Source organism: Burkholderia sp. JKS000303 (assembly GCF_002563755.1).
Classification (GTDB): domain Bacteria; phylum Pseudomonadota; class Gammaproteobacteria; order Burkholderiales; family Burkholderiaceae; genus Burkholderia; species Burkholderia anthina_B.
In genome coordinates this window covers 295,770-309,606 of the sequence record NZ_PDBZ01000004.1, presented here as the reverse complement: position 1 = coordinate 309,606, position 13,837 = coordinate 295,770, and the positions used below count along the sequence as shown (strand labels likewise).

The following is a 13,837-nucleotide window of genomic DNA, read 5'->3' as shown; positions in this document are numbered from 1 at the left end:
TGATTGCGCTACAATAAACCCAACAACATAGGTTTCTTTATGCTATGGAAAAGCGGTAATATCGAACTGCGTATCTGGCCGCTGGATCACTGCCCGCCACATGTGACGGCGGTGTGCCGGGCTGATGCATGGACGGCACGCTTTGAGTTCTCCATGGTGACGGATGATGTCTCACTGTGGGACGTCAAACCCCTGCGCAACGCGCCGACACTGACCATACTGAACCGCCTGGCGAAGCAGATTCACAGCAATCGCCTGACGTGCCGAGCATCCTGGTGGCAGATTCAACAAACAGTCTGTCTGGATCACGCTCCCGTGCAGAAGCAACGCAGCACGAAGAAGGTGTTGCTACTACCTGCCGGCAGCGTGGGAACTGGCACCGTGGTCAAAAGCAGCGGCATCTATGTCCCTGGACAAGGCGTGCAGGCACGCGTGAACTGGGGAACAACCGTCACCACTGAATGGCTGAAGGAGGTCTGATCATGGCATCCAAGAAAATTTCGCGGGATGACTACACGCAAGCGCTAGCACGTGGACGTCAGGCGCTGGCGGAACCTCATGCGGTATCCGCCCGGTACATTGCCAGCGCTCGGGTCTTGGAGCTGGTGTACAGCAACGGATTGACACTGCGTATCCATCCGAAAGAGGTGTCTGCCCTGAAAGATTTGCCGCGTAGCGCCCTGGCTCAGGCTTACGTGACCCCAGGTGGTGATGGGCTCGTGTTCGGTGAAAGCGAAATCGCTGCGGTCAGCATCCCTGGCCTGGTCGCGCGCCTCATTCCCGTGGATATTGCCAGACGGGCCGTCGCCGCTGCGCGTGGAAGCGTCCGTACCGCGAGCAAGGCAGAAGCCGCACGCCGCAATGGTGCCAAAGGCGGCCGTCCTGCCAAAGCGAACCTGGCCGCTGCGGTGTAGGTGTTTAGCGATGCCACGTCTCCGCCGATGCCCTCATCCACCGGCGAATCATCTCTACCCAGTAGCCTCAAAGGAGCACGATTTTGCCCAAAAAAGTGCAGGCGAGCCTGGCAACCCAGGCTCCTGGGTTATCAATGCTTCCCGCCAATGCGACGGTGAAAGCCTTCGTGATCGGCATCGAGGATTATCAGCACAGAGCAGCTCATTCCTTGCCCAAGGTGGACTATGCTCGCCAAGATGCCGAGGGCTTCATGGACGCTCTTCAGGCGATGTACGGCGACAGGCTGGACGGAGAGATGGTTGTCGACAATAACGCCACACTCGGGACCATCCAATATCGGCTCCAAGGGTTCATTCGATCATTGGAAGCGGACGATCTGTTCGTTTTTTACTATGCCGGACATGGGTTTTATGGGAATGGCGGCAACCGGATTACCGCATGGGAGACACACCCCGAGCACATCGAAGACACCACCCTCCTTCTTCGGGAAATCCTGCTCGACCCGCTCCATGCTTCCGCGTGCCGCAGAGCGCTGGTTTTTGTCGATGCCTGCGCAGCCAACTTTACGCCTTTCATAAAGTCGCGAGACGTGATTTCGGATTTCAACCCCACGGAACTCAAGGAATATCTGACAGCAACGCAGTACTTTGCCATGTACCTTTCGTGCTCACCGGGCGAGAAATCCTATCCGAGCGATAAACTGCAGCATGGCATCTGGACTCACTTCCTGTTGAAAGCGCTTCGTGGCGAAGCTGAGGAATCACTTGGGCCGGAGCGTTACCTGTCCGATCAAGGCCTGAAGGATTACCTGCGTAGTGCTGTGCGGCAGTACATGACAAAGGAGACGACGCACAAAGGCGTCCAGACACCGCAGGCAGTCATTACGGCGAGCGGCAGCTTTGCTATTCGGGAGGTTCCACTACCGGTGGTTCCGGTGAGAGAAGCCGGCGATCTTCGCGATGTGCGCATCACCCCGTCGAAAGAATTCTTCGAGGGCATTGAGGAAGGCAAGATCAAGGATCTCCCCGGCTTTATCAAGCGCATACACTTCATACCCGAGCGACCCGATAACGACGCCACGACATCTTTTATCAGACAGCTTCTTGCAGACACGATTCACGAGCAAACGCAGGATCTGTACGATCAGGTCAAGGAAGATATATCTGTCAGCACAGTATCCTCCGTTCGATTCGCGGCTAGATACCATCATGGTACCTCAATGGTACCGCGCCGAACGGAGTACATACCCTCAAAACATGCCATCACACGTGCCAGCAAATCTCTTGAGATTCAGTGATATCGAGTGAGACCGAGCGACTACAAAAATCTCGGTATATCTTTGTTTTTATGAGAATTTTGATATCGCGTGAGCCAGTGTGAGGCTATGCTGGATCACTCCCACTCGATCATCAACGGATCGCCCAAACCCGCATGGTTAAAGAGTTTGGCTGTGATCGAAATAGGCCTTTACCGTCGCTTTTACCGTCAGAAACGCAAGCCCTTTTCTGGCGCGGGTTTGCGAGGCACCGGCTTATCATCAATCAGAGCGTAGGATAACGCAGCGAGCCGCGTAGCGAGCAAGTCGGCTTGCTCGGAAAATTTCTTCGTGTTGGTCTTCTTCAACTGCGCCAGGTTGCGCAGCTTTTCCCGGGCATGCGATGCAGAGTGCGAACGCTGCTCGCGTGGAACTGCTGCAGCTCATGTGGCGTTTTGCACCAACTATGACAACCTACGGCAGCGCGGCGGCTGCTCCAAGCTGATCTGAGGGAATAGAAAGTGAAATGGACAACAGAACAGTTCTTAGAAGAGCTGAAACGCTTACTGAAGCCCGGCGTCATCGGCTTTTACGAGAGCTTCGAAATCACGGAGATTCTAGGTTTTCAGGAAGACGGCACTCCCACCACCTTCTTCAGCCTAATCGTGGCTGAGCCTGGTTTGCCGCCAGAAGGTTCAGTCAAGCCAGCGTGCCTGAACCCGGATCGAATCGAGATCAAGGGCAGTGACTACAAGTTCGGGGTCTTTCGGTTCCGCGTCTCCATTCAGTTTCTTGTGGGAGTCCTGGAACAATTCGCCAAGACTGGCATCTGGCAGACCGGGCCGAAGCCACTGAAGGTTGGCAACCTGGTGCCAGTAGTCCCGCAATTCGTGCACCCTGACTTTAACGACCCTCACCCCTGGAACAGTGTACTGAAGAACAACTTCTACGAGGGTTCGCACGTCCTGGAATTGTTCGATACATCCAAGGACGCGGAGCGGTTCCTGTTGCGGGACTCGCGCCTGCTGGCCGAGCTCTCGCAAAAGGTCCACGCCTTTGTGCCCATGGACATCGACGGACTCTCTGATCGGCTTGGTAATATTGTTTTCCAGCTACCCGTCACCGTCATCTCTACAGGGGTGCGTGGCTCGCCTATCGGCGACCAGAGCATCCGCATAGCTTGGCACGAGAAAGCGACGCCGCGGCCACTGCGCGTCTCTTGCGAAATATATAGCGACTCCACGGTCGATGCCTTCGACTCCAAAACGGTCGGAGTGCCTCCTGTTAAAGCGGAAGATTCCATCTTTAAACTTCGCTCTCCCGGGGGGGGCGCTCGAACCTACGTATGGGACGACGCGAACCAAGTCCTGCTTAGTGCCAGCCCGATTCAGACGTTTCTCCTCATGGCCGGCATCTCGATGCACGCGAAAAGCATCGACGACCCAGGGGAGCCACAAAGAAAGTTCTCAATTCCGATCAAAGACGCAGCGGCGCAATCGAAAGAGATAGCGCTCAAGCGCGTTGACAAGCCGCACTATGTTGGCAGTGCCCCTGAGCGGCCACGCGAGCCATGGCGTTCAGAGCGCATCTTCAAGCTGTCCTCGCGGCAGCTACAGGAACGCAAGGATTTTGTGCAGTATGGGCAGTTCACTAGCGGCCCCAGCCGCAACTTGCGCGTCGTACTCATTGCATCGGTCCTCGTTGGACAAAGAGCGGTTGGTAGTGGCCGGTTGCGGTGTCGTACACGGGCTGCGTGACCTCGGCGATGATCTCTCCCGGCAGATCGGAATTGATGCCTGTCACCAGCGCGGCCGGAATGATCGTGCCGGCCATCACCGTGTACGGCGAAGCCGGTGCCTGCAAGCTTCCCGTGTTACTGGTCGCAGCATCGCCACCCTTGGCCATGAATGCTTCCTTCTGGTCCTGCCGGTTCTGGATCGCTGTCGGGTCGTTGGGCTGCGCGGCCGTAGACGCCGGGCCGGCCCCCATCGGATTGAACGCGCCTGCTGCCGCATTGGCCGTCGGCGTGGTGCTCGCAGACGCGGAAACCGTATCGGGCTTGCCGGTATCGCTGCCAGTGTGGAAGAACACCGCAGAGCGGGCAATCTCATCGGCCTGGCGCTGCCGGTCGATGTTCTCGGCCGATGGCCCCGGATTGACATTGCCACCCGGCAGCGGCGGCATCGCCGACGCCGCGCCCCAGTCGCCGGGAAGCGGTGGCCCGAGCTGCGGCACGCTAGCCGGCGCCGCCGGGGCGGGTTTCTCCGGCAGCTTCGAGTAGTCGGATGGCAACTGGTCGAGGTCGTCGGCTTTAGCGACCCGATCGACGTTGTAGAGGTTGGTCTGATCGCCCGAGCCGCGCCGGCCCTTCGATTGCAGCGCCCACATCGACGCGCCGGCCACGGCTACCGCGAGCAGCGTGGCGGAGACGGTCAGCGTGCGACGGTTGAGCCGCGTTACCGCACGCGGTGCCGCACGCAACGCAACGCCCTCCGGGGCGACCTTCGGCGCGGGCTGGGCTTCGCGGTCAGTCGTGCCCATGACTGGCTCCTGCGGCCACGCCGTCGGTGCGCTCGATGCGTACCACGGCGGCCTTGTCACCACCCAGGCGCAGCTCGGCCGCCCCGAACAGGCGATCCACGATGTCGTAAGGGGCATGGAAACGGTAGTTCACCAGTTCGCCCTTGCCATCCGGCCCGACCACAAACAGCGGTGGCAATTCGCCCTGCGCGATGCCGACGGGAAACTGGATATAGACATGCTGTCCGTCATCGAAGGCACGTATCGGCTTCCACGGCGGGCTGTCGCCCGTGATCGCATAGCGGAAATGCAACTGGTCGAGCGACAGGCCATCGGCAGCAGGCGCCACTGCATCGGCGGCCTGCGCCTGGGCCTGCAAGGCCAGCATCTGGTCCTTCGGGTATTCCCACGACACTGACGCCATCCACGCCTTCGCGGTGGACGTAAGTTCGAGCAGATAGGTGCGCCGGTTCGTGGTGATGACGAGGTTCGTCATGATTCCCGCACGCACCGGCTTGACCATCACGGCCACGCGCCGGCCCGTGCCGCTGCCGCTCGCGGTATCGCCTACGATCCATTGCACGGTATCGCCGGCAGCGACGGTCAGCAGCTCCTCGCCAGGCTGCAAGCTGATGACGGTCACGCGGCCGGGGCTGGTATAGACCTGATACAACGCACCATCGGAGAACGGCCAGACCTGGATCGCGTTGATGTAGCCGTCGCGCGTTGGGACCACGCTCGCGTCGGCATTGGCCTGCTCGACACGCGCCTTCGCGTCCGTCGGCTCCGGTGCGGGCTTCGCATCTGTATTGCTGGGCAGCGGCTTCATCTGGTCCGGCAATGGCAAAAGCTTCGGCACTTCCACGACCGCAACCGGCTTGGGCGGCTCAGGCAATGGCTGCGCCTTGACCGATTCGTCCAGCGAGATCGCCGGCGGCGGTTTGCCTTGCGTGGCGCAGCCAGCAAGGCCGCCCAGCAAGACGAGGAAGGCAATGGCGGTGATCGACGGTTTCATGGCTTCTTCGCTCCTTCCGGCGCGTCCAGGTCACGACTCCAGGACAGCCCGTTGATATAGATACCGAGGGGATTACGGCGCACCTGCTGCTCGGTGCGCGGCGTCTGCATGACGAGGGTGAGCATTGCCGTCCATTGCTCGGTGCCGGTCGGCGTGCCGTCGTTGAAGTGCTGTTCGGTCCAGCGCACCTGGAACGAGGTATCGCTGACGCGCACCACGCTCGTAACGTCAACCGAAGTTGAGTCCTGCCCGACATGGGCGAACGGATCGTGGGCACGCGCGTAGTCGTTCAGCGTCGCCGCGCCCCGGTCAGTGGTATAGCCATAGGCTTCGAGCCAGTTCTGGCGCACCACTACCGGGTCGATCGACAGCGAACGCACGTCTGTAATGAAGCGCGCCAGGTAGTACGCGATCTGCGCATCGGTCGGCCGGTATGGCGTAGCCGCCGCGCCGATCGCGCGAACCTGCCCGGCGTGATCAACCTCGACCACATAGGGCGTGACGCGCGACTGGCCGGATTGCCAGACGAGGCCCGCGGCCATCAGCAGCGCAAGGCCCAGGCAGCCGAAGGCCATCAACCGCCAGTTCTTCGCTTGCACGCGCGCGCTGCCGAGGCGTTCATCCCATACCTGTGCGGCGGCCTGATAAGGCGTGGCGGGCGCAGGTGATTCGCTGTAGCGCACGCCGGGTCGTATGAAGCGCATGGCTCGCCTCCCTTACTCGTTCGAGGAATCGTTGAGGTCCGGCGCGGCTCCGCCGCCGCCGTGGTCGGCCGAGCGCACGACATGCGCGGCGGTCGTTGCGCCATGCGCGGCGCGTTGGCGGCGTTGCAGGCGTTGCGCCCAATCGGGTGGTTTGTCGGCGGATGCCGGCGATGCGTTATCGGCGCTCGCCGACGACGTGGATGCTTCGCTCGCGGCTTCGCGCGAGGCGGATGCCGCCGCCTGCCTTCGTGTAGGTGTCCAGCCCGACGAAGCGCACCAGCGGGTGCGTGGCGGTGGTTTCGCGCTCGGTCAGGCGTTCGCGCAACGCGGACGCGCTGCGCTGCCATTCCGGCGCACCGTAAAACGCGGCCTCCTGCGCGGCGTGGTCGTCGGTGATGGTCAAGGCCATCAACTGTTCCAGCGTCACGCCACCGGCGCGGTAATCCGCCATCAGGCGCGGCGATACGTTGGCGAGTTTCAAGCGGCGCTGCACCACCAGCGGGGACACGCCGAAATCGGCGGCAATGTCCTCGATGGGACGGCCTTCCTTGACCAGCGCGGCGAAGGCCGCGAACTGGTCGGCGGGGTGCATGGCCTCGCGCTGCACGTTCTCGGCAAGGCTCACGGTACGCGCGGACGCATCGGCCACCAGCAGGCACGGCACTTCATAGTCAGCGGCAATGCGCTTCTTCTTCGCCAACAACTTCAACGCGGTCAGGCGGCGGTCGCCGGCAACGACTTCGTACTGTTCACCATCGACGGATAGAATAACGATGAGGTTTTGCAGCAGGCCGACGCGGGCGATGCTTGCGGCCAGTTCGGGGATGGACTGGCGCGGGGTCGTGCGGACGTTGCGCTTCGAGCGGCGCGGCAACAGTTGCGACAGCGGAACCAGAATCAGGTTCTTGGTCGGATCGGCCACTTCCAGCGGCACGGCGGTTTCGATGGCATGGATTTCGGTTTTCAGAACGGCGTTCATGGTGATAACTCCTAGCGGTTGGGATGCAGCAGCGAGAGACGCGGCAAGGGTTGCTGCCTGCCCCTGCCGCTGTGGGGTTCAGGCTTTCAACTGGCGCAGGCCATCGGCCAGCAGCCACAGCGCGCGATTGAGGCGAATGCCGTTGTCGATGCCCTGTACCGGGCGTGTGGTCTGGCGGCGACCGTTCGCGGCGCGGGCGGACAGGCCGCCTTTGATGAGGTTTTCCTGCGTGCGGTTGAACACGCTCCACAGGTCGCGGCGGCTGTCGTCGTGACGGCGCGGCATCAGGATTTGCGATTCCGTGATGGGTGCGGGCGTGGCTTCGTCGTACTTCAACGCCAGCGCGGCGCGGGCGAACACTTCCGATTCCCCGGCGTCCAGCGTGATTGCCTGCATGGCATCGCGGGATGCCTGCGCCCGGTCGAAACCTTGCAGGACTTCGTAAGCGCCTTCGATGACGTGCCCGGCCACGTCGCCCTTGTGGGGTACGCGCACGTCCGCCACGGTGTCGCCGCAAACGAGGCCGTTCTGGCACACGAAGCGGAACATGCCGGCCAGCATCTGATAGCTGCTCGTGCCGTCATGCGAGTTCAGCAGGATGATTTCGTTGGCCTCGCGGCCATTGATTTGGCTGGCATGGCGCAACCGGATCATGTGCTTGGTGTAGTCGCGGCGGTCGTCGGCACGCACGCGGGTTTGGCACACCATGAAAGGCTCGAAGCCTTCGCCGCGCAGTTCTTGCAGCACGGTCCCGGTGGGGATGTAGCTGTACCGCTCGGAACGGCTTTCGTGCGGGGCGTCCGCGAAGATGGAAGGCGCGACGGCGCGAATCTGGTCATCCGACAGCGGATAGTCGGAACGCAGCACCGGCGAACGGGAAGCGAAACGGGAAGCGAGTTGCATGGCATTTCTCCTGACAAGAAAGGGTTTGCTGTTCACCGCAACCGGATTCCAAGATTCGGAGCCCGCCTTTCGGCTGTTCGGTGCGGTCGGCACGAAGAACCCGGTTAGCCTCGTTGCCACCGTCTTTCCTGAGTTCATCGCCCGCGACGGTCAGGAGCGCGCGGACGGGGGCCGTCAAGGAGAAAAGCGCAGGGTTGGTGCGGCCCGCAGGCGCAGCCGAGGACACGGCCCTGCGCGCCTTGACGGCACACGAACGCGGGCTACAGTCGCGGACAAGGGGATGAAGTCAGGGGAGACGGCTGGACAGGCAACGGCCATCTCTGTGTGCCGACCGCACGCAAGCGAAGCGCGCAGGCCCGGATCGAGGAATCCGGGCCGTAGGCGTCAGCAATGGAAGCCCGAATGGGGCGAAACTCGCGTAGCGAGGTTCGATGCGAAGCACGAGAGCGCGACCGACTATCTAGCCGGGGACGCCAAAATTTTGACGTTGAGTAGACGAAAGGCGCAGGGCGCACTCCACGGGCAACTGGTCGTGACCCGGGATTTCGCCCATATCTCGCGCGCGATATTTGTAAAATACGGGCTGCTATGGGTGTTACCCGAGGACGCCCGTGGCGACCTTCGGAAAATCGGTTATTCGCAGCGATCCGCAAACTTCACAGGGACTCTTTCTCGCGATGACGAAAGCCGCTTATAAGCAGACAAAGAAGTCCGACTACTTCTCGGCGGGCAAACCGGTACACCGATTGTCCTACTGTGCTTTTCTGGATGTCCTGGGATTCTCAGAGCGGATTCGAGACAGCTACACGGACGGCGGCGCGGACACGCTATTGGAGACCTTTCACCAAATCCTCGCCAAGAGCATTGCGCAGATCAGGGAAAGCACCGACGAGTCGATGCTCTATTTCAAGTCGTTCACCGACAACGTGGTGCTGGCCCATCCTCGGTTCAGCGACGATATGGAATCCGAGTTCGGATTCATCCTTTGGTCCATCAACGAATACCAGTTCCAGATGGCGCTGAAAGGCTTCTTCATCCGAGGTGGATTGGCAGTTGACCAGTTGTTCATGGATGAAAACAGCGTGTATGGCGCGGCGTTGCTGGAGGCATATCGGCTGGAAAGCAAAGTTGCCGTCAATCCCATTGTCGTACTGTGCGACAACACCATGAAGCTGGTGGATATGCACATCGGCTACTACGCCGGGGAGGTTGCGCCGCAAGTCCGGGATGTGTTGAAAGGCCCCGACGGCCGCTATTTCCTGAACTATCTGACGGAGTGCATTATTGAGGGTGATGATCGGGAGTATCTCAATGCCGATTCCCTTCGCCTGCACAAACAGCAGATTGAGTCAGCACTGAAATCCTATGTCGCAGTCCCCGTGGTTTTTTCCAAGTTCTCGTGGCTCACCGCGTACCACAACTATTTCTGCGACATGGTTTCCACCTACCCGGAATACGACGATTCGCTGAGGGTTTCCGCGGCGTATGCCACCATCCAGTTCCAGCGACTCGCCAAGAAGAAAAAAAAGTGAGCCACTTATGCGCCCGACTAAGCTCTACATCATTGGTAACGGCTTCGACCTATGGCACGGGATTCCTTCAAGCTACTCGCATTTCAAGGAGTACGTGAGGTGCCGCGACCGAGATATTTTCGATGCCGTCGACAACTATCTTCCGGCCGATGAGGACTGGAGCGATCTTGAGTCCGCATTGGCCGACGTCGATGTTGACAGCATCATCGCCGATCTCGGCCATTTCATGTCGTCCTATGGCGACGAGGACTGGAGTGACTCCGGCCACCACGATTTCCAGTACGAGGTCGATCAGGTCGTGCAACGTCTTTCGACCGAGCTTAGAACGCGGTTCGGCGAGTGGATACGCACCTTGATGATTCCAACTCCCGGCACAGCGTCAAAACGCCTGAAAGGCATCGACGTAAATGCGGCTTTCCTGAACTTCAACTACACATCAACGCTTCAAGATCTCTACGCTGTGCCTGACGTTCATGTCTTGCACATTCATGGCCAAGCCAAGCTGTCGGACAGTGAGTTGATCCTCGGGCACGCGTGGAATCCTGCGCAACGCCGATCCCTTAATGATCGGCCCGACATCGAGGACATCGACACACGGCTGATGGAGGCGCATGACACCCTGGACGAGTATTTCTCGCGAACGTTCAAGCCTTCCGAGAAATTGATCTGCGAGCATCAAGCTTTTTTCGATCAGCTCAATGCGATCGAAACCGTGCATGTGCTGGGGCACTCCTTGTCCGACGTGGATCGCCCCTACATCCAGACACTACTTAATGTTCCCAGCATTACTGCCGCCCGTTGGCATGTCGCATGCCTTTCAGAGAGAGAGCGGCTCACGAAACATGATCGACTCATCGCGTTAGGCGTGGATGCTCCGCGAGCTTTGACGGTTTTATGGAGCGATCTCTAACGAGGCCAGCGATACACCCGTTGGACATTCTCAAGGATAGATCTTCGAGGAAACGACGTGCTAACCAAAACCGTCAGGCTGCACCACTTCGATGAATAGATCAGACGCGCTCAACATCTCACTGTTCGACACCGAACAGCGAGATAACACTTTTCTCATGCCATGGCCGGTACCGGGCAACCCCGGTGCCCTCCTCCCTTTCTGCCATTTTGACGAATGGCAGACATTTCTCGAAGCGTGTCGACTACATCCCGCGATACCGGAAATCGTAGAGAGTAAATTTCGTCGTGCCCAAAAACTTTATCTCCTCGCATGGATCGACTTCGGCCTCGTAAAAGCGGGGGAACTGGTTGCCCTGACGGCGCTGGAGTTGGCGCTAAAGGATCGCTATGGAGGGTTCTTCATCCAGCAAGACGTGCGGAAACCAACTAGGCGAAACCACACCGAACGTGCCCCATCGCTTGCTCGATTGCTCGAACATATGGTCGAAAAGGATGGACTCACGGACGAGTCGCTTGCCTTCACGAAGTTATATGGCGGTTCCGTTGTTTCTCTGCTTTATGAAAGCGAAGCCTCGCGCAACGCGGCAAAGAAGAACGGCATGCCCAAAGCCATCACACTGGCTGGAATTCGCAATTCAATTGCGCATGGCGATCCCTTCGATGGACTGCCATGGAGTGGCCTGCTCGAACTGATACGTGATTTGATCGAGTATGCGTACCGGTCATATCTGCTAGAAATTGAGCATGGATGAATCTTGATACACCGGATGCTGCGCTCATTTCCCCTCTCTGAGAGCGCCTTGGCTTGTGCCTCCACCATCTATTGTGTCAAACGCCAGAATAAGGACCAACTGGGTGACAGCCCCCGGAAAGTTCAGAAATTCCAAGCGCCGTCGCAGCGCTGACGGCAGCGATGGGAATCAAAAGTTGCACTGGGTCGCCAACTTGAGCCATTCCTCATCTGCATGGTGGTAACATAAACGCTACCTACTATAGCAATACATTTCTGATGCAAATCTGGTCGGGAGCACTATGGCACTGACGCGATATTTTAAGGAAACGATTCTGGCGCGTGTTCAGGCCGATCCGAAGTTCAGGGATGCACTGCTCAAGGAAGGCATCGAGACGATGCTGGCCGGCGACGTAGATAGCGGCAAGGCGATTTTGCGCGACTACATCAAGGCGACGGTCGGCTTCGAACGGCTTGGCGCGGAGACCGGGGCGTCGCCCAAGAGCTTGATCCGCATGTTCGGCCCGACCGGTAACCCGCAGGCGCGCAACCTGTTCACCGTCATCAGCCATTTGCAGCGCCATGCGGGGCTCATCCTTCATGTAACTGCCCGCACGCAATAGGACCAAAGGCCCGCCAGAAATGAACAACATTGCGGCGCAAGAAGGCATGGAGACGATACCCACTGCTGCAAAGCTAATGGCGTTCTACCTAAGTCGTGACCGCGTGCTGGGGCTACTGAACCCCCAGCATCTTCCCGCGCACGTAATGGCGGCGCTTCAGGGCCACGACATTCAGATGTCGGCAGCAATCCTCTCCAATGTTGTCGGCTCCTACCTGCTACAAACGATCACTGCAGGTAGGGTAACGACGTTGCCGCAGTTGGCCTTCGAAGGCAAACTGAAGGAAGGCGTTTCGTTCATCTATAACGGTCATGTCACCGGCAAGGGCTTTGCGGCTGCCAACAAGACCCCTGCTTTGAGTCTCACAGAAAAGCTCGATGAACCGCTTGCCGGCAGGAAGCTAGTGTTCGAGTTTTCCAAAAACGGGCTGGTGAATGACACTGCGTACACCCGCATGTCCGGCTCAACACGCCTGTTCGCGTTTGGCTACATCGCGGGGATCGACGAAACCACCATCCGCGCCGTGCCTTACGTCGTGGGGGATCTGGTTGCAAGCAGCCACGCGATGCCCTCGCCATTCGTGCCGACACTCGAATTGCGCGCTGAAGAAATCAAGCAGTTCGCCGGAATGGACGAGACCTGGTTTCCCTCCGAAGCCGAATTCAAGCGCATGGCTTCGGTCTCAGAACTGGCTGTCAAGGAACTGATATGCAGCCTGCTTGGCGAGCATTCGGTGCCCAGTGATTGGGGTGGAGAGGAAAGCGATGTGCTATCGGCCAACTTGATTGTTGATGGCCGCCGTCACACAGGGGCATTCTTGCTCAAGGGACCGTCGCGCTTTCATCCCATGAAGCCAACCGATCTCGGAAAAAACGGCGACCAACTCTATCGCCTGTTCAACATTCCCGCTCATATCTACGTCGTGCAGCATTGCCATGCTATTGGCGCTGCCGTCCGCAAGCAGGCAGAGGCGTTTGCGCTCGCACGCAGTTTTGTCGCCCCCTGCCAGATCGTTTTCATGGATGGCATCACGACAGCGCGCCTGCTGCGGGCTCATGGGCTTTGGCCAGCGACAACACCGATTTCGAGAAAAGGCAAGACGGCATGACGGTTCGGTCACCCCATCGCGACGCCCTACGCATTCTGTTTGTCTTGAAGGCAGGAGGTAGTCCTGTCGAACCGCCGACGGCTGAGCATGCTCTCGTCTTCAAAGGAGAAGCACGCCTACAAGCGTTCGACTTCTGGATGCGAAATCCAGACTATCTTGCCGCTGAGTTGCTTGATTTGTTCGCAGAGACAAAGGACAAGAGCTACTACGACGCAGCGCACGCGATATTGGACGACGAGGAACCTGACCTTCGCCGCGTTCCGATGGTGCGGTACTTCTTTGGCGCCTACGAGCGCCTGGACGATGCTTTGTCGCTTCTGAGGTCCCGCGATCTCATCCGCATCACTGGCATCAAGGGGGCTAACAACAAGGTCCTGGAGACAGACTTCGTTCTCACGAAGACCGGCTATGACACTTGCTCAACCGCGGTATCGCAAGAACCAATCCTTCAGTGGTACGCGGACAGGGCCGAGTTGGTAGCGAAGGTTGCCGGCAGCATGGGCGGGACCGCTTTGAAGCAAAAACAATATCAGCGCGCGAGCTACGCGGAGACCAAGTTGGGCGGGATCATTCCTGCCATCACCGAAGATGTTCGAGTTCGCCTAACGCAGCTGCAATCCGACTAGCCACGGGGAGAAAAG

General features: G+C 59.2%; 13 protein-coding genes and 2 pseudogenes. 10 read left to right on the top strand and 5 right to left on the bottom strand.

All coding sequences use genetic code 11. The features are described 5' to 3' along the window. Window positions 1–3 precede the first annotated feature (3 nt). The 4 genes from BX604_RS34665 to BX604_RS39380 all read left to right on the top strand — a co-directional run bounded on the left by BX604_RS34665 (window position 4) and on the right by BX604_RS39380 (window position 3,927). Window positions 4–480 (top strand): hypothetical protein, encoded by a 477-nt coding sequence (locus BX604_RS34665; protein WP_143748168.1) that lies wholly within the window; start codon window positions 4–6, stop codon window positions 478–480. A gap of 2 nt (window positions 481–482) precedes the next feature. Continuing rightward, the gene (locus tag BX604_RS38760) at window positions 483–914 is read left to right on the top strand and encodes a hypothetical protein (RefSeq protein WP_106351816.1); all 432 of its coding nucleotides are present in this window, start codon (window positions 483–485) and stop codon (window positions 912–914) included. 83 nt (window positions 915–997) lie between these two features. Beyond that, a complete protein-coding gene (locus tag BX604_RS34660) occupies window positions 998–2,212 on the top strand; it encodes a caspase family protein (protein WP_143748167.1) in 1,215 nt (404 codons plus the stop codon). Between the two features lie 479 nt (window positions 2,213–2,691). Next, window positions 2,692–3,927, top strand: a complete 1,236-nt coding sequence (locus tag BX604_RS39380) for a VPA1262 family N-terminal domain-containing protein (protein ID WP_218926899.1) — start codon at window positions 2,692–2,694, stop codon at window positions 3,925–3,927. On the opposite strand, the pseudogene BX604_RS34650 reads toward BX604_RS39380, so the two are convergent. The 5 genes and pseudogenes from BX604_RS34650 to BX604_RS34625 all read right to left on the bottom strand — a co-directional run. Beyond that, a pseudogene (locus BX604_RS34650) lies at window positions 3,890–4,711 on the bottom strand (TrbI/VirB10 family protein); the annotation flags it as partial. The gene BX604_RS39380 and the pseudogene BX604_RS34650 overlap by 38 nt on opposite strands. Continuing rightward, window positions 4,698–5,705 carry a P-type conjugative transfer protein TrbG gene (trbG, locus tag BX604_RS34645; protein ID WP_098555864.1) on the bottom strand — a complete coding sequence of 336 codons (1,008 nt, stop codon included), beginning with the start codon at window positions 5,703–5,705 and terminating at the stop codon, window positions 4,698–4,700. The pseudogene BX604_RS34650 and the gene trbG, both read right to left, overlap by 14 nt. Beyond that, a complete protein-coding gene (gene trbF / locus BX604_RS34640; protein ID WP_098555862.1) occupies window positions 5,702–6,409 on the bottom strand; it encodes a conjugal transfer protein TrbF in 708 nt (235 codons plus the stop codon). The genes trbG and trbF overlap by 4 nt, the downstream gene beginning before the upstream one ends. A gap of 226 nt (window positions 6,410–6,635) precedes the next feature. Continuing rightward, a pseudogene (locus BX604_RS34630) lies at window positions 6,636–7,388 on the bottom strand (ParB/RepB/Spo0J family partition protein); the annotation flags it as partial. Between the two features lie 78 nt (window positions 7,389–7,466). Further along, window positions 7,467–8,291 (bottom strand): DUF932 domain-containing protein, encoded by an 825-nt coding sequence (locus BX604_RS34625; RefSeq protein WP_098555859.1) that lies wholly within the window; start codon window positions 8,289–8,291, stop codon window positions 7,467–7,469. Between the two features lie 611 nt (window positions 8,292–8,902). On the opposite strand from BX604_RS34625, the gene BX604_RS34615 reads away from it, so the two are divergent. From BX604_RS34615 to BX604_RS34590, 6 genes are all read left to right on the top strand, one after another. After that, the gene (locus BX604_RS34615) at window positions 8,903–9,823 is read left to right on the top strand and encodes a hypothetical protein (RefSeq protein WP_179894943.1); all 921 of its coding nucleotides are present in this window, start codon (window positions 8,903–8,905) and stop codon (window positions 9,821–9,823) included. A gap of 7 nt (window positions 9,824–9,830) precedes the next feature. Then, window positions 9,831–10,733, top strand: a complete 903-nt coding sequence (locus BX604_RS34610; protein ID WP_098555853.1) for a bacteriophage abortive infection AbiH family protein — start codon at window positions 9,831–9,833, stop codon at window positions 10,731–10,733. Between the two features lie 91 nt (window positions 10,734–10,824). Then, window positions 10,825–11,487, top strand: a complete 663-nt coding sequence (locus BX604_RS34605) for a hypothetical protein (protein ID WP_098555850.1) — start codon at window positions 10,825–10,827, stop codon at window positions 11,485–11,487. A gap of 280 nt (window positions 11,488–11,767) precedes the next feature. Further along, the gene (locus tag BX604_RS34600) at window positions 11,768–12,088 is read left to right on the top strand and encodes a helix-turn-helix domain-containing transcriptional regulator (RefSeq protein ID WP_098555847.1); all 321 of its coding nucleotides are present in this window, start codon (window positions 11,768–11,770) and stop codon (window positions 12,086–12,088) included. Window positions 12,089–12,107: 19 nt separating this feature from the next. Continuing rightward, a complete protein-coding gene (locus BX604_RS34595; RefSeq protein WP_218926897.1) occupies window positions 12,108–13,196 on the top strand; it encodes a methyltransferase in 1,089 nt (362 codons plus the stop codon). Next, complete coding sequence (locus BX604_RS34590) at window positions 13,151–13,822, top strand: hypothetical protein (RefSeq protein WP_218926896.1); 672 nt, start codon at window positions 13,151–13,153, stop codon at window positions 13,820–13,822. The genes BX604_RS34595 and BX604_RS34590 overlap by 46 nt, the downstream gene beginning before the upstream one ends. Window positions 13,823–13,837 lie beyond the last annotated feature (15 nt).